Annotated in this window: 12 protein-coding genes and 2 pseudogenes; 7 read left to right on the forward strand and 7 right to left on the reverse strand. The window is 58.6% G+C overall.

Going from position 1 to position 21591, the window contains the following annotated elements; all coding sequences use genetic code 11:
* The first annotated feature begins 31 nt into the window (after nt 1–31).
* Both ACEPAJ_RS10670 and ACEPAJ_RS10675 read left to right on the forward strand, forming a co-directional pair.
* A complete protein-coding gene (locus tag ACEPAJ_RS10670; protein ID WP_425914806.1) occupies nt 32–808 on the forward strand; it encodes a class II glutamine amidotransferase in 777 nt (258 codons plus the stop codon).
* A gap of 42 nt (nt 809–850) precedes the next feature.
* Entirely contained in the window at nt 851–1375 is a 525-nt protein-coding gene (locus ACEPAJ_RS10675) for a DUF2937 family protein (RefSeq protein ID WP_425914807.1), read from the forward strand.
* Nucleotides 1376–1426: 51 nt separating this feature from the next.
* Here ACEPAJ_RS10675 and ACEPAJ_RS10680 read toward each other — a convergent pair whose 3' ends face one another.
* Together ACEPAJ_RS10680 and ACEPAJ_RS10685 are read right to left on the reverse strand one after the other, a co-directional pair.
* On the reverse strand, nt 1427–2605 hold the full coding sequence (locus ACEPAJ_RS10680) for a vWA domain-containing protein (RefSeq protein ID WP_425914808.1): 1179 nt from the start codon (nt 2603–2605) through the stop codon (nt 1427–1429).
* Between the two features lie 144 nt (nt 2606–2749).
* A complete protein-coding gene (locus tag ACEPAJ_RS10685; protein WP_425914809.1) occupies nt 2750–3595 on the reverse strand; it encodes an AAA family ATPase in 846 nt (281 codons plus the stop codon).
* A gap of 215 nt (nt 3596–3810) precedes the next feature.
* On the opposite strand from ACEPAJ_RS10685, the gene cysK reads away from it, so the two are divergent.
* Complete coding sequence (cysK, locus tag ACEPAJ_RS10690) at nt 3811–4785, forward strand: cysteine synthase A (protein ID WP_425914810.1); 975 nt, start codon at nt 3811–3813, stop codon at nt 4783–4785.
* Nucleotides 4786–5314: 529 nt separating this feature from the next.
* Here cysK and ACEPAJ_RS10695 read toward each other — a convergent pair.
* A pseudogene (locus ACEPAJ_RS10695) lies at nt 5315–6744 on the reverse strand (IS1182 family transposase).
* Nucleotides 6745–6835: 91 nt separating this feature from the next.
* Here ACEPAJ_RS10695 and ACEPAJ_RS10700 point away from each other — a divergent pair.
* Nucleotides 6836–7084 (forward strand): hypothetical protein, encoded by a 249-nt coding sequence (locus ACEPAJ_RS10700; RefSeq protein WP_425914811.1) that lies wholly within the window; start codon nt 6836–6838, stop codon nt 7082–7084.
* 85 nt (nt 7085–7169) lie between these two features.
* Complete coding sequence (locus tag ACEPAJ_RS10705) at nt 7170–7850, forward strand: substrate-binding periplasmic protein (protein ID WP_425914812.1); 681 nt, start codon at nt 7170–7172, stop codon at nt 7848–7850.
* 239 nt (nt 7851–8089) lie between these two features.
* Here the strand turns inward: ACEPAJ_RS10705 and ACEPAJ_RS10710 are convergent, their stop codons facing one another.
* A complete protein-coding gene (locus ACEPAJ_RS10710; RefSeq protein WP_425914813.1) occupies nt 8090–9415 on the reverse strand; it encodes a leucine-rich repeat-containing protein kinase family protein in 1326 nt (441 codons plus the stop codon).
* Between the two features lie 120 nt (nt 9416–9535).
* Nucleotides 9536–13252, reverse strand: a complete 3717-nt coding sequence (metH, locus tag ACEPAJ_RS10715; RefSeq protein ID WP_425914814.1) for a methionine synthase — start codon at nt 13250–13252, stop codon at nt 9536–9538.
* 168 nt (nt 13253–13420) lie between these two features.
* Here metH and ACEPAJ_RS10720 point away from each other — a divergent pair, with 168 nt between their 5' ends.
* Nucleotides 13421–15700 carry a fatty acid cis/trans isomerase gene (locus tag ACEPAJ_RS10720; RefSeq protein WP_425914815.1) on the forward strand — a complete coding sequence of 760 codons (2280 nt, stop codon included), beginning with the start codon at nt 13421–13423 and terminating at the stop codon, nt 15698–15700.
* 42 nt (nt 15701–15742) lie between these two features.
* Here the strand turns inward: ACEPAJ_RS10720 and ACEPAJ_RS10725 are convergent, their stop codons facing one another.
* Both ACEPAJ_RS10725 and acnA read right to left on the reverse strand, forming a co-directional pair.
* The gene (locus ACEPAJ_RS10725; RefSeq protein WP_425914816.1) at nt 15743–17308 is read right to left on the reverse strand and encodes a methyl-accepting chemotaxis protein; all 1566 of its coding nucleotides are present in this window, start codon (nt 17306–17308) and stop codon (nt 15743–15745) included.
* A gap of 176 nt (nt 17309–17484) precedes the next feature.
* Nucleotides 17485–20228, reverse strand: a pseudogene (acnA, locus tag ACEPAJ_RS10730) (aconitate hydratase AcnA).
* A gap of 234 nt (nt 20229–20462) precedes the next feature.
* Here acnA and rlmM point away from each other — a divergent pair.
* Nucleotides 20463–21518, forward strand: a complete 1056-nt coding sequence (gene rlmM, locus ACEPAJ_RS10735; RefSeq protein ID WP_425918007.1) for a 23S rRNA (cytidine(2498)-2'-O)-methyltransferase RlmM — start codon at nt 20463–20465, stop codon at nt 21516–21518.
* The last annotated feature ends 73 nt before the right edge of the window (nt 21519–21591 follow it).

The following is a 21591-nucleotide window of genomic DNA, read 5'->3' on the forward strand; positions in this document are numbered from 1 at the left end:
GATGCACAACAACTGCGCGAGGCATTGCACCATGTGTGAATTGCTGGGCATGAGTGCCAATGTGCCGACCGATATCGTTTTCAGCTTTACCGGCCTGATGCAGCGCGGCGGACGTACCGGGCCGCACCGTGATGGCTGGGGCATCGGCTTCTATGAAGGGCGCGGCCTGCGCCTGTTCCAAGACCCGCGGGCGAGCAGCGAGTCTGAGGTGGCGCAGTTAGTGCAGCGCTACCCGATCAAGAGTGAAGTGGTGATCGGCCATATCCGTCAGGCCAATGTTGGCCGCGTCTGCCTGGCCAACACTCATCCATTTATGCGCGAAATGTGGGGCCGAAATTGGTGCTTTGCGCACAACGGCCAATTGGCCGATTTTGCCCCGCGTCTGGATATCTATCGGCCGGTTGGTGATACCGACAGCGAAGCGGCCTTCTGTGACCTGCTCAACCGCCTGCGCCACGCTTTTCCTGAGCCGGTTGCGGTAGAGGCGTTGCTGCCAGTTCTGGTCAAGGCCTGTGCCGGTTATCGTCAGCAGGGGGTGTTCAACTGCTTGCTCAGTGATGGCGATTGGCTGTTCAGCTTTTGTTCAACCAAGTTGGCACATATCACCCGGCGTGCACCGTTTGGCCCGGCTCATTTGAAAGATGCTGATATGCAGGTGGATTTTCAATCGGAAACCACGCCCAATGATGTAGTCAGCGTACTGGCCACTGAGCCTTTGACCAATAACGAGAGCTGGACCTTGTACCAGCCGGGCGAGTGGCGTTTGTGGCGCGGTGGTGAATGTGTCGCGCAGGGCGTGGCTGGCTGAGCAAATGCAGATTTAGGACAGGTTTACTGGGGGAGGGGAGCAATGTTCAGAAGTTATCTGCGGTTAGCCTTGTTTGCTCTGGGGTTGCTCGTCGGGGTCCAGGTACCTGGCTTTATCAATGACTACAGTAAGCGCGTCGACGCTCATCACATCGAAGCGGAGCAGGGGCTCAAGGGGTTTCGGCAAACTGCTGAGCGGTTTTTTAAAGGCGATTTGGTTGCTTTGGTCGGTCATTACCAGGCCAGCGCTGATCCAGTCATGCGCAGCGATGCGCAGAGCCTCGGTACGTTGGTCGAACGCTCGGCATTTCTTGAGCGCGAAGCCAAGGCCATGCAGGGGGCTTGGTACGCTCAAGTCTGGCACCTGGCCACAGCCGCAGACCATGAGTTAATAGAAGAAACCCTGAGTGCCTACCGCTACCAAGTGCTGCTAGCGCCCGAAGCCATTGCCTGGGGTATCGCCTGCGCCATGCTGCTGGCCTGGCTGTTGGAAAGCCTGGCGCTGCTAGTCGGTATGCTGCTTGGCGTAGGCCGCAGCCAGAAGGTGCAGCAGCGGCATTGGCGTTAAACCCGCTGCGTAAAAAAGGCCCATATGGGCCTTTTTTATTTAGCTGCTGTGTTACTTGGACAAGAATCTCATGCCTTCTTCCAGCCCGCTCAAGGTCAGCGGGTACATCTGCTCTTCCAATAGCTCGCGCATAATATTGGTCGAGGCGGTGTAGCCCCAAGTGTCCTTGGGGTAGGGGTTGATCCAGATAAGCTTCTTGTACTTCTCCATAAAGCGCTTGATCCAGACGTAACCCGGCTCCTCGTTCCAGTGTTCGACGCTGCCGCCGGCCTGGGTGATCTCGTACGGCGCCATAGCCGCATCGCCGACGAATACCACTTTGTAGTCCGCGCCGTACTTGTGCAGCAGATCCTGAGTAGAAAAGCGCTCGCTGGTACGGCGCAGGTTGTTCTTCCACACCGACTCGTACACGCAGTTATGGAAGTAGAAGTACTCCATATGCTTGAACTCGGTTTTGCAGGCGGAAAACAGCTCTTCGCAAACCTTAACGTGGGCGTCCATCGAGCCGCCGATGTCGAACAGGATCAGCAGTTTTACCGCGTTGCGCCGTTCCGGGCGCATCTGGATATTCAGCAGGCCGCCGTCTTTCGCGGTGTGGTCGATGGTGCCGCCGAGATCAAGCTCGTCTTCGGCACCCTGGCGGGCGAACTTGCGCAGGCGGCGCAGGGCCACCTTGATATTGCGCGTGCCCAGCTCGACTTGATCGTCGAGGTTTTTGTATTCACGCTGGTCCCAGACCTTGACCGCTTTACCCTGGCGCTTGCCGGCGTCACCGACGCGAATGCCTTCCGGGTTGAAGCCGCCAGAGCCGAACGGGCTAGTGCCGCCAGTGCCGATCCACTTGTTGCCGCCTTCGTGGCGTTCCTTCTGCTCTTCGAGACGCTTCTTGAACTCTTCGATCAGCTTGTCGAGGCCGCCGAGGGATTCGATTTTGGCGCGTTCTTCATCGGTTAGCGAACGCTCGAATTCCTTGCGCAGCCACTCATCGGGGATCAATGCCTCGATGTGCTGATTGAGGTTTTCCAGACCCTTGAAGTAGGCCCCGAACGCGCGGTCGAACTTATCGAAATGCCGCTCGTCTTTGACCAGAATGGTGCGCGAAAGGAAGTAGAACTCGTCCATATCGGCGAACACAACGTTGTGTTTCAACGCGTTGATCAGGTCGAGCAGCTCGCGCACAGACACCGGCACTTTGGCGGCGCGCATTTCATTAAATAGGTTGAGCAGCATATAAGCGCCCTCATGAGTAACCGTAGGGTGGGTTAGCCGCGCAGCGGCGTAACCCACCATCGATGCCGTAGGCACCGTCATGGCCAGCCAGTCGGCTGGTTGGTGGGTTACGCCTTTGGCTAACCCACCCTACAAAAGCGTCGCTTAGCGCGAAGCGCGGCGGCTCATAAAAGCCAGGCGCTCAAGCAACTGCACATCCTGCTCGTTCTTCACCAACGCACCTGCCAGGGGCGGAATGGCCTTGGTTGGATCGCGCTCGCGCAGTACCGCTTCGCCGATATTGTCGGCCATCAGCAGCTTGAGCCAGTCGACCAGTTCGCTGGTGGAGGGCTTCTTCTTCAGGCCTGGCACCTTGCGTACGTCGAAGAACACATCCAGCGCTTCGGCGACCAGGTCTTTCTTGATGTTGGGGTAGTGCACGTCGACGATTTTCTGCAGGGTCGCGCGATCTGGGAAGGCGATGTAGTGGAAGAAGCAGCGGCGCAGGAAGGCATCCGGCAGTTCTTTTTCGTTGTTCGAGGTGATGATGATGATCGGGCGCTTGGTGGCCTTGATCGTCTCGTCAGTCTCGTAAACGTAGAACTCCATCTTGTCGAGTTCTTGCAGCAGGTCGTTGGGGAACTCGATGTCAGCCTTGTCGATTTCGTCGATCAGCAGAATCACCCGCTCTTCGGCCTCGAAGGCCTCCCACAACTTGCCCTTCTTGATGTAGTTGCGCACGTCGTGGACTTTGTCCGAGTCCAGCTGCGAGTCGCGCAGGCGGCTGACCGCGTCGTACTCGTAGAGGCCCTGGTGGGCTTTGGTGGTGGATTTGATGTGCCAAGTGATCAGGCGTGCACCAAAGGACTCCGCCAGTTGTTCGGCCAGCATGGTTTTACCGGTGCCTGGCTCACCCTTGACCAGCAGCGGACGCTCCAGGGTAATGGCGGCATTGACCGCAAGCTTGAGGTCGTCGGTGGCGACGTAAGACTGGGTGCCTTCGAACTTCATCGGTAAATCCTCGAACGGTAACGCGCAAGGCCGTGCCTGCGGGTTCAGTATGTGAAAAGCCGACTATAACGCGCGGCCCTGGCGACTGTGAACGTAGACGGGCCATTCAGTCACTGAATGGCGGGTCACGCCGCGTTTGTTGCTGCGCTGGACGGGTGCGAGCCAGCGTTTTAGTCTGGGTGCCTTTCGGCAACCTGCATAACAAGGACTTCGTCATGAGCCGCATCTTCGCTGACAACGCACAAGCTATCGGTAACACCCCGTTGGTTCGAATCAATCGCCTGGGCCCGGCAGGAGTGACCATTCTGGCCAAAATCGAGGGGCGTAACCCGGCGTATTCAGTGAAATGCCGCATCGGCGCTAGCATGATCTGGGATGCCGAAGAGCGTGGCGTGCTCAAGCCCGGCATGACGATTGTTGAGCCGACCTCCGGCAACACCGGTATCGGCCTGGCCTTTGTCGCTGCCGCGCGCGGCTACAAACTGCTGCTGACCATGCCGGCCTCCATGAGCCTGGAGCGGCGTAAGGTGCTCAAGGCCCTGGGCGCTGAGCTGGTGCTGACCGAACCGGCCAAGGGCATGAAAGGCGCCATCGACAAAGCCACGGAGATCGCGGCGTCTGACAGCAATATGTACTTCCTGCCGCAGCAATTTAACAACCCCGCCAACCCGGCGATTCACGAGAAAACCACCGGCCCGGAAATTTGGAATGACACCGACGGTACGATTGATGTGCTGGTGTCAGGCGTTGGGACCGGCGGCACCATCACCGGTATTTCGCGCTATATCAAGCAGACCCAGGGCAAGCCGATTCTCTCGGTGGCGGTTGAGCCAATCAGCTCGCCGGTGATCAGCCAGACCCTCGCCGGTGACGAGGTCAAACCCAGCCCGCACAAGATTCAGGGTATCGGCGCGGGCTTTGTGCCGCGCAACCTCGACCTGAGCATGGTCGACCGGGTTGAGCTGGTTTCTGACGACGATGCCAAGGCCGTGGCCCTGCGCTTGATGCGTGAAGAGGGGATTCTGTGCGGTATTTCCTGCGGCGCCGCCATGGCCGCCGCGTTGCGCGTGGCCGCCGAGCCGCAGATGCAGGGCAAAACCATCGTGGTGATACTGCCGGACTCCGGCGAGCGTTACCTGTCGAGCATGCTCTTCGCTGACATGTTCACCGAGCAGGAATTGCAGCAGTAAAGGTTTTCGTCCTCAAAAAAACCGCCAAATCCTGGCGGTTTTTTTGTGGGTGGTTACTAGGTGATTTAGGTGCCAACGCTGCCGATTGATTGGTTTAGATACGGTGGAGATGGTTGTTCAGCAGATTTAATGATGGGTAGCGACAGGCGGGTGTCGGCCGATTCTGTTGAAAAAGTCCCGTCACGATTCTGCCCATGAAAGAGCGTTCGCGACGTTGAAATCTGGTTAACTCAGAAGACGGAGCTGTCTTGGTTTTTACGTAGCAACGCCGAAATCGAGCGATTTTTGAGCTGCCGAAAAGCAACTCTCTAAGAAACCGACTTTTTCAACAGACTCGGCCAAATGCGGTCACTCACCATGGGCAACTTCCGGCCCAGAGCGTGTAAAAACACTTTCTTATCGTGCGTGCTTCAGCCCATCGCTCCTGGGCGTGGAGATTTCCCGATTATTTACCACGATCAGCGCCGGGAACGCTTCAGAGCGCGTATGAAGCGCTTTGGCACCTCTTGGGGCATTAAAAGCCGGGCTTTTACGCCGCCATCGCCTTCAACAAACCTTCGGTGCCGATGATTTTCATCACCCGCTTCAAGTTGTAGGCGAGCACATTCAAGCTCATTTCTGCGCTCACCCCGTTCAGTTTTCGAGTGAGGAAGTGCGTTGCCCCCATCCATTGTTTGAGCGTCCCGAAGGGATGCTCAACAGTCCGCTTTCGAACCCGCATCATCTCAGGTGCTTGGTTCAGCCGGCGTTGCATTTCCTCCAGCACAGCTTCATGTTCCCAGCGCCTTACTCGACGATTTGTGCTTGGCGTGCACTGGGTTTTCAGCGTGCAACTCTGGCATTTCGAACTCCAGTAGCAGTGCATATTCATGCCTTTCTCAACGCTGGAGAATCGCCAGATCAGTGCCTCTCCCGCTGGGCAGGTGTATTCGTTTTTCGTCGGGTCATACACGAAGGCATCTTTGTTGAATCGGCCATCAGCCTTGGCGCTTGAAGTCATTGGCTTAGGCACGTAGGCCGTGATGTTTGCGTCGTGACAGGCAAGGATTTCTTCACCCTTGAAGTAGCCTCGGTCAGCCACCACGGACAGCGTTTCTGTGCCGATAGCTTCACGAGCCTGCTTCGCCATTGAACTGAGTTGGTCACGGTCGGAACCGCTGTTGGTGACCTCATGAGCAACTATCAAATGGTGCTGCGTATCGACAGCCGTCTGCACGTTGTAGCCGACGATACCGCTGCCGCGCGTCATCATCGAACGGGCATCCGGGTCGGTCAGCGAAACCTGTTTGTCAGGAGAGTCGTTGAGCTGAGTTTCGATCCCCTGAAGCTCTTTCATCTGCGCTTTGAGCTTGGCGATTTATCTTCCAGGTTGGCAGCCTCTGGCGCGGAGGCGCTAGGAATCTGTCGATCAGCCGCATCGAGCGCAGCCAAATAACGGCTGATGCTCGCCTCGATTTCTTCCATGCGCCGCTTCAGTTTGGCACTGGTGAAATTGCGGTCACGATTGTTCACTGCCTTGAATTTGCTGCCGTCGATGGCAACCAAGTTTTCGCCAAAAAAACCCAACTGCTGGCAGAGTAAAACGAACTGGCGGCAGACGCCGCGAATGGCCTTACTGTTGTCTTTTCGGAAGTTGGCGATGGTCTTGAAATCGGGCATCAAACGCCCGGTTAGCCACATGAGTTCGACGTTGCGCTGGGCTTCTCGCTCAAGACGTCGGCTCGATTGGATGCGGTTTAGGTAGCCGTAGATATAGATCTTCAGCAGGATCTCAGGGTGGTAGGCAGGTCTGCCTGTTTCGGCTGGAATGACGCCATCAAAATCCAGCTTGGCTAGGTCGAGTTCGTCGACGAAAACGTCGACCACACGTACCGGATTGGTATCGCTGACATAGTCGTCGAGGCTTTCGGGAAGCAAGGTGCTTTGACCTCGGTGTTCACCCTGGATAAACCGTTTCATGGGTTTCCCTTGCGATGAGATTCTCGGAAATCATAGCAAGGGTTTACCGGGACGTTTTTACACACTCTGGACCCAAAGCGGACTCTCAGATATGACTATGAAACTAGGGGCGATTCAGTATATTCAGGGGCAGCGTTGCACTTATATGTTGGATTCAGGCGTTGAAACGGCTGCAGAAGCTTTCCTGCGGGTCGGTGCACCGGCCATTAGCTCTGGAGTAGAACTGCAGGTTAGTGGCAAGGACAAGGGTATGAGCCTGGAAGCAGTGGGGAGGAGCGCAATTAATGTGCGTTTTCATCCTTTTGCGTCGGACCAAGCAGACGCTGCGGTGGCAGCTTAAGCGGAATGGAAGCAGGTTGATCTAAATGGCTATTAGGGTTCTGATTTGCTTTGGACTGGCATTGCTCAGTGTCAGGGTATGGGCAATGGAGATTGGGGTCTACGCTCCGGAGGAAGCACCTTACCAGTACCTTGATAGCAGCTCGGGGCAGGCTGCTGGCTTTGCTGTCGAGGTCGTACAGCTGGTGCTCAAAGAGGCGGGCAGCAAGGCACCGATCAAGCTACGACCCTGGCCAAGAATTGAATGCTGTGTGCTGGAGCAGCCCAATAACCTGATCTTTACCGTCTACCGCAATCAAAAAAGTGAACTGGACTACCGTTGGGTCGGGTCTTTGGTGCCCTTTAAGATAGTCATCTATCGACTCAAGTCGCGCCAGGATGTGCAGGCGAGCAGTGTCAGCGAGCTGGGCCATTATCGAATCGGCGTTGCTGCGCAAGGCAGCCGGTTTCGTTATCTGAATAAACAGGGGTTGGCCGCCAATCTGGATATTGCCAACAATGATGAATCCAATATTCGCAAATTTTTCCACGGCCGCTTTGACCTTCTGCCCGAAGATCCCAACATGCTGTTCTACTCGACCCAGCGTCTCGGCTTGGATTTCGGTCAAGTTGAGAGGCTTTTTGAGCTCCCCGAGTTGGCTGGCGAAGGCTATCTGGCCTTTACTCTGGGGACTGAGGAAGCACTGGTGAGTCAATTCACGCGTGCGCTAGAAAAGGTCAAGTCAGGGTCGGCTTACCGGGGGTTGTTACTGAAGTATGGGTTGTAAGCGCTAGTGACGGCATAGCACCGAAAAATCAAAGGGGGACGGAGTGAACAACTTTTGATGAGCCAAGCTGGTACTTGAACTCCAGCGCGACCAGCAATTAAAGATAATTCACTTCCCCCTGTAGCAAGTAGCCCGGACAACCATCGCAATGGTGGATGGATAAAGCGTCATCCACCCTACGCGCGGCATCCGTAGGGTGGACAACGCGAAGCTTGTCCACCGGTATGTCAAAGCCTCAATTACAAACCAGCGCAATCTTGCAGGCACGCCTGAATCTCGGCAAACAACGGACGCTCGGCAGGTTGCGTGTGGCTGCAGCGCGCATGCAAGTGCCACAGGCGGGTTTGCTGAGCGGGTTGGTTGTCTTTGTTGCAGCGCACTAACAACTCCTCTAGCAAGCAGGCAAAGGCCCGGGCCTCAAGTTGTTGCAGGGCAATCCCGTTGTGGCTCTGTGGGTCAAAAAACGACGCTGCGCCGAAATCGCCCAGCAGCGTTTGCCCGGTTGGGTTGACCAGCAGGTTATGGGCATACAAATCGCCATGCAGGATGCCGCGTTGATGCAGGTGAACGATGGCCGCCGCTGTGTCGCGCAAAATACGTAAGGCTTCTGCCACGCTGAAACGACGCTGCTCGGCATAGCAGTCGCGCGTGCAGCTGGCGAGGGAGGGCGGGCCGGCCAGCGCTTTGAAGCTCGGTTGAATACGCGCCAATAGCAGGCCGGGCGGAGCGTCCGGTAGTGGCTCCAGTGGGCCGGCAACGCTGATCAGGTTGTTGTGCTCACCGGCTGCAATACAGGCAGCCATCTCACTGTGGGCAAGCCCGTCGCTGGTTACATCACCTTTGAACAGTTTGACCGCCATGGCCTGCGCCGGCTGGTTGGGCTGCTGCCAGGTCGCACTGTGGATGACTCCCGAGGCGCCCTGGCCGAGTATTTCACCCAGCTCAAGGGCGTCGCGGGCGACGGTTGGCAGTGGGTGCTGCCGGAGAATTTCAGCTTCGCTGGCGTCACTGAATGGATTGCCGGCAAAGGCCAGCCAGCACAAGGACGGTAGCTCCGTGAGCCACTCTGGCAGATGCTCTAGCTGGTTAGCCGCAATGCGCAGCAGCTGCAAGCGCTGCAGCTTGGCCAGGCTTTCGGGCAGTGCGCGCAGCTGGTTGCCCGCCAGCATTAGCTTTTGTAAGTGGGCACAGTCACCTAACTCAGCCGGTAGCTGCTGCAGTTGATTGTCGGTCAGGATCAGCCAGCGCAGCTTGGGCGGCAGTGCCGCAGCAGGCAGGTACTGAATGCGATTGCTTTTAAAACCGATCATTTCCAGCTGCGTGCAGTTACCCAACACCTCAGGGACTGAGGTGAACAGGTTGTCTGAGCAAAACACAATGCGCAGCTTGTGCAGGCGCGCTAAGTCAGCAGGGAGTGCGCTGAGGCGGTTGCCCGAGAGGTTGAGCACTTCGAGGCTGTCGGCCAGCGAGAAAATCTCTTCTGGGAAGTCAGTCAGGTCGCAGCAAAGGTCTAGCCGAGTAATACCGGCCAGTTCACCGCTGCGAAGTTGTCCAAGGCTGTGCATAAGGAGGGCTCGCGCACTGAGAGCAATGCTCCGCAGTGTTTGGCTGAGAACGGGCGTGGTCACAACGGCGGAGGGCTAGGTTGCAAACCCTCCGCTGTCGTGTGTATCCGCAGGCGTGTGTTAGTTGTCGTAACCCAGGTTGGGTGCCAACCAGCGCTCGCTGACGTTGAGGTCCTGCTTTTTGCGCGCGGTGTAGCTTTCGACCTGATCTTTGTCGATCTTGCCGACGGCAAAGTACTGCGCCTGTGGATGGGCGAAGTACCAGCCTGAAACCGCTGCCGCCGGGAACATGGCGTAGTGCTCGGTGAGGAACACACCGCTGTTGCCGGCTTTGTTGAACTCGGCCGCCGGGTCGAGCAGTTCAAACAGGGCTTTTTTCTCGGTGTGGTCCGGGCAGGCTGGGTAGCCGGGGGCAGGGCGGATGCCCTTGTAGGCTTCCTTGATCAGCTCCTCGTTGGACAGCTGCTCCTCCGGATCATAGCCCCAGTAATTCGTCCGCACTTCGCGGTGCAACCATTCAGCGCAGGCTTCGGCCAGACGGTCAGCCAGGGCTTTGACCATGATCGAGTTGTAGTCGTCGCCGGCGTCCTGATAAGCCTTGGCGACTTCCTCGGCACCGATACCTGCGGTGGTGATAAAACCGCCGACGTAATCGGTGATGCCGCTGTCTTTCGGCGCAACAAAGTCGGCCAGGGAGAAGTTCGGCTTGCCATCCGGCTTGATCGTTTGCTGGCGCAAGTGGTGCAGGGTGGCCAGCTTCTCGCCGTTGTCGGCGTAGACATCCAGATCGTCGTCATTCACTTGATTAGCCGGCCAGAAACCAAATGTGGCGCGGGCGCGGATCAGCTTCTCGTCGATCAGCTTCTTCAGCATTTCCTGGGCGTCGGCATACAGCGCGGTGGCGGCTTCGCCCACCACTTCATCGGTGAGGATGCGCGGGAACTTGCCGGCCAGGTCCCAGGAGATAAAGAACGGCGTCCAGTCGATATATTCGGCCAGAACATTCAGGTCGATATTGTCGAGTACCTTCACACCGGTAAAACTCGGCACGCTCGGCTGATATGTCGCCCAGTCGAACTTGGGTTTGTTCTCGACCGATTTGGCGTAGCTCAGGCGTTCAGTACGGGCGCTGCGGTTGGCGGTGCGCTCGCGTACTTCGATGTAGTCGAGGCGGGTGCGCTCGACAAAATCGGCTTTCAGTTCTTTCGACAGCAACTGCGTGGCCACACCTACGGCGCGCGAGGCGTCGGTGACGTAGATCACCGCATCGTTCTGGTACTTGGGCTCGATCTTCACCGCTGTGTGGGCTTTCGAGGTGGTCGCGCCGCCAATCATCAACGGCAGGCTAAAACCCTGGCGCTGCATTTCGCGGGCGACATGCACCATCTCATCCAGCGATGGAGTAATCAGGCCGGACAGACCGATGATGTCGCACTTCTCGGCAATCGCCGTTTGCAGGATTTTCTCCGCCGGCACCATCACGCCTAGGTCGACAATGTCGTAGCCGTTACAGCCGAGCACCACGCCGACGATGTTCTTGCCAATGTCGTGCACGTCGCCTTTCACCGTGGCCATGAGGATCTTGCCTTTGGCTTCCGGCTTGTCGCCTTTTTCCAGCTCGATAAACGGGATCAGGTGGCCGACCGCCTGCTTCATCACACGGGCAGATTTCACCACTTGTGGCAGGAACATCTTGCCGGCGCCGAACAGGTCGCCGACCACGTTCATCCCGGCCATCAGTGGGCCTTCGATCACCTCGATGGGGCGCGCGCACTGTTGGCGGCATTCTTCGGTGTCTTCGATGATGTGGCTGGTGATGCCTTTGACCAGCGAGTGTTTGAGGCGGTCAACCACGCTCCAGGTGCGCCACTCTTCGGTTTCGACTTCCTTGACGCTGCCGTCGCCCTTGTAGTTGTCGGCAATCGCCAGCAGCGCTTCGGTGGCGCCGTCGTGGCGGTTGAGCACCACGTCTTCCACGGCGTCGCGCAGCTCTTTGGGAATCTCGTCGTAGATTTCCAACTGGCCGGCGTTGACGATGCCCATGGTCAGGCCGTTCTGGATTGCGTAGTACAAGAACACCGAGTGAATCGCTTCACGCACCGGGTTGTTGCCACGGAAGGAGAACGACACGTTGGACACGCCGCCGCTCGTCAGCGCGTGGGGCAGGTGATCGCGGATGTAGGCGCAGGCCTCGATAAAGTCGACTGCGTAGTTGTTGTGTTCTTCGATGCCGGTGGCCACAGCGAAGATGTTCGGGTCGAAGATGATGTCTTCCGGCGGGAAGCCCACTTCATTAACCAGAATGTCGTAGCTGCGCTGGCAGATCTCGCGCTTGCGTGCGGCGGTATCAGCCTGGCCGGCTTCGTCGAAGGCCATCACCACCACGGCCGCGCCGTAGCGCTTGCACAGCTTGGCGTGGTGCTTGAACTGCTCGACGCCTTCCTTCATCGAGATCGAGTTAACGATGCCTTTGCCCTGGATGCACTTCAGGCCGGCTTCGATCACGTCCCACTTGGAGGAGTCGATCATGATCGGCACACGGGAAATGTCCGGTTCGCCGGCGATCAGATTCAAGAAGGTGACCATGGCCTTCTGCGAATCGAGCATGCCCTCGTCCATGTTGATGTCGATCACCTGCGCGCCGGCTTCCACCTGTTGCAGGGCGACTTCAAGGGCTTCGGTGTAGTTGTCCTCGCGGATCAGCCGGGCGAACTTGGCCGAACCGGTGATGTTGGTGCGCTCGCCGACGTTGATAAACAGCGAGTTGCGGTCGATGGTGAACGGCTCAAGACCAGACAGGCGACAGGCCTTGGGGATATCCGGAATGGCGCGCGGCGGGTATTTGCTCACCGCTTCGGCAATCGCCTGGATATGCGCCGGTGTGGTGCCGCAGCAGCCGCCGACGATGTTCAAAAAGCCCGAGGCGGCGAACTCTTCAACCACCACTGCCATTTCCGCCGGGGTTTCGTCGTACTCGCCGAAGGCGTTCGGCAGGCCGGCGTTGGGGTGGGCGGATACGTGGGTTCCAGCTTTAGCCGACAGCTCTTCCAGGTAAGGGCGCAGCTCTTTGGCACCCAGGGCGCAGTTAAGGCCTACGGAGATCGGCTTGGCGTGGTTGATCGAGTTCCAGAACGCTTCAGTGGTCTGCCCCGACAGGGTGCGGCCAGAGGCGTCGGTGATGGTGCCGGAGATCATGATGGGCAGCTCAACGCCATCATCCTCGAACACCTGTTGCACGGCGAAGATCGCTGCCTTGGCGTTAAGGGTGTCGAAGATGGTTTCGATCAGGATCATATCCGCGCCGCCTTCGATCAGGCCGCGGGTTGCCTCGGTGTAGTTTTCCACCAGCTCATCGAAGGTGACGTTGCGATAGCCAGGGTTATTCACGTCGGGGGAGAGCGAGCAGGTGCGGCTGGTTGGGCCAAGCACGCCGGCCACAAAGCGCGGCTTGTCCGGAGTCTCCAGGGTTTTCGCATCGGCCACGCGGCGAGCCACGCGAGCCCCTTCGACGTTTAACTCATACACCAGGCTCTCCATGCCGTAGTCGGCTTGGGACACTTGGGTGGCGTTGAAGGTGTTGGTTTCGAGAATGTCGGCGCCGGCATCGAGGTAGGCTTTCTCGATGGCGCCGATGACGTCCGGGCGGCTGAGGATCAGCAGGTCGTTGTTGCCCTTAACGTCTTGCGGCCAGTCGGCGAAGCGAGCACCACGGTAGTCTTCCTCCTCCAGCTTGTAGCTCTGGATCATGGTACCCATGCCGCCGTCGAGAATCAGGATACGTTCCTTCAGGGCTTGCTGAAGAGCGTTGAGGCGGGCGCTGCGATCGGACAGAGACATGGGGAGAACTACCTGAGACGCGTGAAAAAAAGATGCGCGATCATAGCAAAGCTGCACGCTTTTGCAGTGCCCTGTGCTTTTCCATGAATTTCATTCATGTTCATGGGTTGGCCTTGCCGCGCTGTGGGCAGCTAGAATCGCCGCTCAGACCATTTCAGAGACGCTTCCATGTTCGGTCGCTTACTGCTTAGCACGTGTTTATTGTTCATCGGCGCATTACACGCGGCCGAGCCCATCTCCTACAGTCGCGACATTCAACCGATTTTCACCAAGAATTGTGTGGCCTGTCATGCCTGTTACGACGCGGCCTGTCAGCTCAATTTGGGCAGTGCTGAAGGCGTGCAGCGGGGGGCGAGCAAAGCGACGGTTTACGCAGGTACACGCACCGAAGCCCAGGCCACCACCCGGTTGTTTGTCGATGCCCACGGTGCAGCAGCTTGGCAGCGTAAAGGTTTCACCTCTGTGCTGGATCAGCAGGGCGGCCAGGCCGCCTTGCTCGCACGGATGTTGGAGTTGGGCCACCAGCAGCCGTTTGCCGCTAATAGCAAGCTGCCGGCTGAGCTGCAGATCAACATCAGCCGGGTCAACCAATGCCCGCTGCCGCAGGAGTTCGAGACGTTTGCCCGCAACAACCCGCAAGCGGGCATGCCGTTCGCGGTGACTGGTTTGACTGAGACCGACTATCAAATGCTGCAGGCTTGGATCGAGCAGGGTGCGCAGGTCGATCAACAAGCGCTGCAGGCCAGTGCGGCCGAAGCGCAGCAGATCGCCACCTGGGAAGCCTTTATGAACGCCCCCGGCGCCCGTGAGGCGCTGGTTTCCCGTTGGCTGTATGAGCATCTTTTTCTTGCCCATATGCATTTCACGGGAGGTGAGCCGGGGCATTTCTTTCAGATGGTGCGTTCGCGCACGCCCAGCGGTCAGCCAGTGGACATCATTGCTACGCGCTTGCCCAATTCCGATCCAGGCAGCGAGTTCTACTACCGCCTGACGCCGGTGCAGGGGGTGATTGTGCACAAGACCCACATCACCTATGCGCTGAGTGCGGCCAAGCTGGCTCGGGTCAAGGAATTATTCTTCGCCAGCGACTGGCAGGCCGACGCTGTACCAGGGTATGGCGCCCAGCGCCGCGCCAATCCGTTTGAAACCTTTGCCGCGATTCCGCCGCAGGCGCGTTACCAGTTCATGCTGGATAACGCCGAATATTTCGTGCGCACCTTTATCCGGGGGCCGGTGTGCCGCGGGCAGATTGCCACGGATGTGATTCGCGATAATTTCTGGGCGGTGTTCCAAGACCCGCAGCACGATTTGTACATCACTGACCCGGCGTACCGCGAGCAGGCCAAAGACTTGCTGGCCATACCCGGGCAACTCGACAGCCTTACCGACTTGCTGGGCATTTGGCGCAGCTACCGCAATAAGCGTAATGAGTACGAAGCGTTACGTATGCAGCGTTATGCCGACGCGCCAGCGCCGAGCTGGTCGCACATCTGGGCGGGCAACGATAACGCGTTGCTGTCGATCTTCCGCCAACATGACAGCGCCTCGGTGCGCAAAGGCCTGATTGGCGAGGTGCCGCAGACGATCTGGTGGCTGGACTTCCCGTTGCTGGAACGCACCTATTACCAGTTGGTGGTGAATTTCGATGTGTTCGGCAATGTCTCCCATCAGGCGCAAACGAGGCTGTATTTCGATTTGATCCGCAATGGTGCGGAGGTCAACTTCCTGCGTTTGATGCCTGCGCAGTCGCGTCAGGCCTATTTAAGCGATTGGTACCAGAGCAGCGGCAAGCTGAAAATCTGGCTCGATTACCAGGCGATCGATACTAAAACCCCGAGTGCCTTGCGCTTGGCGGGCGGCGATGCCAAACGTAGTTTTGTCGAGACCTTACTGGAGCGTTACGGCAGCCTGAATGCGCGCCCAGATCCGATCAATCGTTGCAGCGGTGCGCATTGCCATCGCCCGGGTGTGGACCCCGAGCTGCAGCGCGCGGAACAATCTTTGAGCCGTTTAACGGCTAAGCCAGCGGGTGCGCTCAAAGTAATCGACCAACTGCCCGAGGCCACTCTGCTGCGGGTGGAAATGCCCGGTGGGCAGCGTGAGGTTTACAGCCTGCTGCGTAACCGCGCGCACACCAATGTGGCGTTTATGTTGGGCGAGGAGCTGCGCTACCAGCCCACGCTGGATACCTTGACGGTTTATCCCGGGGTGCTCAGCAGCTACCCGAACTTTATCTTCAATGTTCAGGTTGAGCAGGTGGCGGAGTTTGTCAGTGCGATGGAGCAGGCCCGTGATACGCCGGCATTCGAACAGGTGGTTGAGCGCTGGGGGATTCGCCGTACTCATCCTGAGTTCTGGCGTTATTTCCACGATATGTCAGCGTATATCCAGCAAACCGAGCCCATTGAGGCCGGTGTGCTGGACATGAACCGCTACGAGAATTTGTAACCGGGAGGGCGGCGCATGGCTAGGCAATGCGCCGTTTCAGGATTAGCGGTTGAAGCGCTCGACCAAGGCGTACTGACCTTGAGCGGTGGCGGTTAGAGCCTCACTGAGCATCGCCGTGTCATGCGCCTCACCGGCTGTTTGGTCGGCCAGTTGAGCGATGGTGGTGATGCTGCGGTTGACCTCATCAGCTACCGCGCTCTGCTCCTCAGCCGCGGCGGCAATCTGATCGGCCATGTTGGCAATATTGGCAACGGCTTCACTGATACCCGCCAGTGCGTCGTCGGCTTGCTGCACGCGCACAACACCTTCTTCGGCCTGTTTACGGCCGATTTCCATGGTCATGACTGCTTCTTCGGCGGTGCGCTGCAGCTTTGCGATCAGTTGGTGAATTTGCCCGGTGGATTCGGCGGTGCGCTGCGCCAGTGAGCGCACTTCATCAGCCACCACGGCAAAGCCACGGCCCATTTCGCCCGCACGAGCGGCCTCGATGGCGGCGTTGAGTGCGAGCAGGTTGGTCTGGTCGGCGATGCCTTTGATGACATCGACTACACCGCCAATTTCATTGCTGTCTTGGGCCAGGCGGGTCACCGTTTCACCGGTATCACCGACCGATTGCGACAGGCGCTGAATCGCTTGGCGGGTTTCACTGGCAATGGTGCGCCCAGCGCTGGTCAGGCGATTTGCATCCTGAGTGGCGATGGCGGTACGCGCCACGTTGCTCGCCACTTCCAGAGTGGTGGCGGCCATTTCATTGATTGCAGTGGCCACCTGATCGGTTTCATTGCGTTGGCGCTCAAGCCCGGCGGAGCTGTTATGTGCCAGGGTATCGGCCTGCTTAGCCTGCAGGGTGAGCTGTTCGGCGGTGTCCTGCAAACGGGTCAGACAGGTTTTCAGGCGCGCTTCCTGGCTGAGCGTCGCCATTTCCAGGCGACCCTGAGCACCGCGGCTGTCGGTGTACATCTGCGCGATCAGCGGGTCAGAAGTGGTCTGGTCAGCCAGACGCAGCAGGCGCTTGAGGCCACGTTGTTGCCAGCTCAACCCGGCCAAGCCCAGCGGTATCGACAGCGCCGCCGCGAGGGCAAAGCCCCAGCTGGAATCAAGCCAAATACCGATAAGAAAGCCAATCTGACTGATCAGTATAAAGGGCAGCCAGCCCTGCAGAGTTGGTAGCCACTTATCCTTACTCGGGACGGCGGACTTACCGCTGTTGATGCGCTGATACAGGGCTTCTGCGCGACGCACCTGTTCGGCGGTTGGCTTGACCCGTACGGATTCGTAACCCACTACCTGGTTGTTTTCCGTCACGGGCGTGACGTAGGCGTTAACCCAGTAATGATCGCCGTTCTTACAACGGTTCTTAACAATCCCCATCCACGGCCGGCCGCTTTTCAGGGTGTCCCACATGTGCTGGAACACCGCAGGCGGTACGTCGGGGTGACGTACCAGATTGTGCGGCGCACGAATCAACTCATCGCGGGTGAAGCCACTGATCTCGACAAACGCGTCATTGCAGTAGCTGATCTGACCTTTGAGGTCAGTCGTCGAGATCAGTCGTTGCTGAGCAGGGAAGCTACGTTCGCGCTGAGTGACCGGCTGGTTGTTACGCATGGCAATTATCCGTCGTTGTAATGCCTCTTCATCGGCCAATGGCGGGCGAAGTTGAGGGCGAAATCCGTGCCGGCGAGTTTAACCGCTTTTTGAATGGCGTCACATTTATGCCATGGTCGTGGTCGTCCTTGACCTGATGGTGTTTTTTGCCCGGCACGTAAGGCTCTCGGGCGGAGCTAGTGGCTGGCGATCAACTGCCGCAGTACGTAATGCAGGATGCCCCCGGCCTTGAAGTATTCCACTTCGTTGAGGGTGTCGATGCGGCAGAGCACTTCAATGCTGTCGCGGCTGTTGTCCTCGCGCAGGATGTCCAGGGTTAAGGTCATGGACGGGTGGAGTTCAACACCATCCAGGCCGCAGATGTTGAGTGTCTCTTTGCCCGTGAGGTTGAGCGTTTTGCGGGTTTGCCCGGGTTTAAACTGCAACGGCAAGACGCCCATACCCACTAAATTGGAGCGGTGGATGCGCTCGAAGCTTTCGGCAATGACCGCTTTGATGCCGAGCAGGTTGGTGCCCTTGGCCGCCCAGTCGCGGCTTGAACCGGTGCCGTACTCTTTGCCGGCAATGACCACCAGCGGGGTGCCGGCCTCCTGATAGCGCATGGCGGCGTCATAGATCGACAGCTGCTCGCCACTCGGCACGTGCAGGGTGTTGCCGCCTTCTGCGCCGCCGAGCATCTCGTTACGGATGCGGATATTGGCGAAGGTGCCGCGCATCATCACGTGATGATTGCCGCGCCGTGAGCCGTAGGAGTTGAAGTCGACCGGCTCGACGCCCTGTTCACGCAGGTAGCGCCCGGCTGGGCTGTCGGCCTTGATGTTGCCGGCGGGGGAGATGTGGTCAGTGGTCACCGAATCGCCAAGCAGGGCAAGAATACGCGCTTGGTGAATGTCACCAATATGCGGTGGCGCCTCGGCGATATTCTCGAAGAACGGTGGATGCTGGATGTAGGTCGAGTCATCCTGCCAGCTATAGGTGGCGGTTTGCGGTATGTCGATGGCCTGCCACTCGGCATCCCCGGCGAACACCTCGGCGTATTCCTTGTGGAACATCGCTGTGTCGACCTTGAGGATCGCCTCGGCGATTTCCGCCTGGCTCGGCCAGATGTCTTTGAGGTAAACCGGCTGGCCATCCTTTCCCAGCCCCAAGGGTTCAGAGGTTATGTCCATCCTTACCGTGCCGGCCAGCGCATAGGCGACGACCAAGGGCGGTGAGGCCAACCAGTTGGTTTTCACCAGCGGATGCACGCGGCCCTCGAAGTTACGGTTACCGGACAGCACTGAGGCGACGCTCATGTCAGATTGCTGGATAGCCTGCTCGATGGGCTCAAGCAGCGGCCCGGAATTACCAATGCAGGTGGTGCAACCGTAGCCCACCAGGTCGAAGCCCAGCTCATCCAGATAGCGGGTCAGGCCGGCGGCATTGAAGTATTCGGTGACCACCTTGGAGCCCGGTGCCAGTGAGCTTTTCACCCACGGCTTGCGCTGCAGGCCTTTCTCCACGGCTTTTTTCGCCAGCAGGCCGGCGGCCATCATCACGCTGGGGTTGGAGGTGTTGGTGCAGGAGGTAATTGCAGCGATGACCACGGCGCCGTTTTTCAGGCGATGCATCTGTCCCTCATGTTCATAATCCACCTCGCCAACCTGGGTGGCGCTGCCGATCGCAGCGCCACCACCCCCTTCGTCGAGCAGGCGTGATTCCGCGCCTGCATTGGGCTTGAGTTGCAGCCCAAGAAAGTCATCGAAAGCTTGTTTGACCTGGGGCAGGGCGACGCGGTCCTGTGGGCGTTTTGGCCCGGCCAGGCAGGCCTCGACGCTGCCCATGTCCAGCTCCAGGCTGTCCGTAAATAACGGCTCAACCCCGCTCTCGCGCCACAGGCCTTGGGCTTTGCAGTAGGCCTCAACCAATTTGACGGTCTGCGGCGGCCGGCCGGATAGGCGCAAATAGCCGAGGGTGATGTCATCGACCGGGAAGAAGCCACAGGTGGCGCCGTATTCCGGGCCATGTTGGCGATGGTGGCGCGATCCGCCAGCGGCAGGTCGGCCAAGCCGTCGCCATAAAACTCGACAAACTTGCCGACGACGCCTTTGCTGCGCAGCATTTGCGTGACGGTTAGCACCAGGTCGGTGGCGGTGATGCCTTCCTTGAGTTTGCCGCTGAGCTTGAAGCCAATGACCTCGGGAATCAGCATCGACACGGGCTGGCCGAGCATTGCCGCTTCCGCCTCGATGCCGCCGACACCCCAGCCGAGAATGCCGAGGCCGTTGATCATGGTGGTATGTGAGTCTGTACCAACCAGGGTGTCGGGGAAGGCGAAAGTTTGACCGTCTTCTTCTTTGGTCCAGACGGTGCGGCCGAGGTACTCCAAGTTGACCTGGTGGCAGATGCCGGTACCCGGCGGCACCACGCTGAAGTTATCGAAGGCATGCTGGCCCCAGCGTAGGAAGGCATAGCGCTCGCCGTTACGCTGCATCTCGATGGCGACGTTCTGTTCGAACGCGTTATGTGTGGCGAATTGGTCGACCATTACCGAGTGGTCGATCACCAAGTCAACGGGCGATAGCGGGTTGATCTTCTGCGGGTCGCCGCCAGCCTTGGCCATGGCGTCACGCATGGCCGCGAGGTCGACCACGGCGGGCACGCCGGTGAAGTCCTGCATCAATACGCGGGCGGGGCGGTACTGGATTTCGCGCTCGGAGCTGCGGCTCTTTAGCCAATCGGCCATGGCCTGCAGGTCGTTGCCGGTGACGGTTTTACCGTCTTCCCAGCGCAATAGGTTCTCTAACAGAACCTTCAATGACATCGGTAACTGGTCGATGTTGCCAAGGGATTTGGCGGCTTCAGGGAGGCTGAAGTACTGGTAGCTCTGGCCTTCTACATCGAGGCTGCGTTGGCTATTCAGGCTGTCTAAGGAAGGCATTGCGCGTCTCCTGTGGCTTGTCACTGTGCAAGCCGGTTGGTGGCTGCAGACTGTTCACCCTAGCCCTGCTTGCCCAGGCTTGCCATTTAAGGGTGCCTGGCGGCTTGGCATCTCAGCCGGTTTGGGTGGGTGTGGCAGCCATGTCTGTACACACTGGACAGGTCGCGGGGGCTAAGGGTTCCCGAGTCGGCTATGATGCGCGCCTTGAGGAGAGCCCAGATGAATACCCCCGCAATTAATACCCTGCTACTGCACTGCCGTCCCGGTTTCGAGAACGAGGTGTGTGCCGAGATCGCCGAGCATGCCGCGCGCCTGGATGTGGCCGGTTATGCCAAGGCCAAGCCGAGTACCGCTTGCGCTGAATTTATCTGCACCGAAGACGATGGCGCCGAGCGTTTAATGCGTGGGGTTCGCTTCAATCAGCTGATTTTTCCGCGGCAATGGGCGCGTGGAGTGTTTATCGACCTGCCTGAGCTGGATCGCATCAGCGTGCTGCTCAGCCACCTGAGCGGTTTCCCCGTGTTTGGCAGCCTGTGGCTGGAAGTACTGGACACCAACGATGGCAAGGAACTGTCGAATTTCTGCAAAAAATTCGAAGCGCCCCTGCGCAACGCCCTGACCAAGGCCGGCAAGCTGGTTGAGGATGCACACAAGCCGCGCCTGCTGCTGACCTTCAAGAGCGGCCGCGAGGTGTTTGTCGGCATGGCCGAGGCGAATAATTCGGCGTTGTGGCCCATGGGCATTCCACGCTTGAAGTTCCCCCGTGAGGCGCCGAGCCGTTCGACCCTCAAGCTGGAAGAGGCCTGGCACACCTTTATCCCCCGCGAGCAGTGGGATGAGCGCCTGTCGGGCGACATGACCGGTGTTGACCTGGGTGCTGCACCGGGCGGTTGGACCTATCAACTGGTCAAGCGCGGCATGCTGGTCACTGCCATCGACAACGGCCCAATGGCCGAAAGCCTCATGGATACTGGGTTGGTGCAGCACTTGATGGTCGACGGCTTCACCTGGAAACCCAAGCAGCCGGTGGACTGGATGGTCTGCGACATTGTCGAGAAACCGGCGCGCAGCGCGGCCTTGCTGGAAACCTGGATTGGCGAAGGCCACTGCCGTGAAGCGGTGGTCAACCTCAAGTTACCGATGAAGCAGCGTTACGCCGAAGTGCGCCGCCTGTTGCAGCGGCTGGAAGAGGGCTTTGCCGAGCGCAAGATCAAGGTCTCGATTGCATGCAAGCAGCTCTACCACGACCGCGAAGAGGTCACCTGCCACCTGTGTCGCCTGAGTAAATAAACCCGCTGTACTGTTTTTAACCCGCTGTTTGCTGACCTTTGGCGTAACGTTGCGCCAAAATAGCGGCCTGCAA

The sequence above is a fragment of the Pseudomonas sp. GWSMS-1 genome (assembly GCF_049847425.1).
GTDB lineage: Bacteria > Pseudomonadota > Gammaproteobacteria > Pseudomonadales > Pseudomonadaceae > Aquipseudomonas.

Coding starts and splice junctions, on each gene's coding strand:
- ACEPAJ_RS10670 (WP_425914806.1), top strand. CDS start 32: ATGTGTGAATTGCTGGGCATGAGTGCCAATGTGCCGACCGATATCGTT.
- ACEPAJ_RS10675 (WP_425914807.1), top strand. CDS start 851: ATGTTCAGAAGTTATCTGCGGTTAGCCTTGTTTGCTCTGGGGTTGCTC.
- ACEPAJ_RS10680 (WP_425914808.1), bottom strand. CDS start 2,605: ATGCTGCTCAACCTATTTAATGAAATGCGCGCCGCCAAAGTGCCGGTG.
- ACEPAJ_RS10685 (WP_425914809.1), bottom strand. CDS start 3,595: ATGAAGTTCGAAGGCACCCAGTCTTACGTCGCCACCGACGACCTCAAG.
- cysK (WP_425914810.1), top strand. CDS start 3,811: ATGAGCCGCATCTTCGCTGACAACGCACAAGCTATCGGTAACACCCCG.
- ACEPAJ_RS10700 (WP_425914811.1), top strand. CDS start 6,836: ATGACTATGAAACTAGGGGCGATTCAGTATATTCAGGGGCAGCGTTGC.
- ACEPAJ_RS10705 (WP_425914812.1), top strand. CDS start 7,170: ATGGAGATTGGGGTCTACGCTCCGGAGGAAGCACCTTACCAGTACCTT.
- ACEPAJ_RS10710 (WP_425914813.1), bottom strand. CDS start 9,415: ATGCACAGCCTTGGACAACTTCGCAGCGGTGAACTGGCCGGTATTACT.
- metH (WP_425914814.1), bottom strand. CDS start 13,252: ATGTCTCTGTCCGATCGCAGCGCCCGCCTCAACGCTCTTCAGCAAGCC.
- ACEPAJ_RS10720 (WP_425914815.1), top strand. CDS start 13,421: ATGTTCGGTCGCTTACTGCTTAGCACGTGTTTATTGTTCATCGGCGCA.
- ACEPAJ_RS10725 (WP_425914816.1), bottom strand. CDS start 17,308: ATGCGTAACAACCAGCCGGTCACTCAGCGCGAACGTAGCTTCCCTGCT.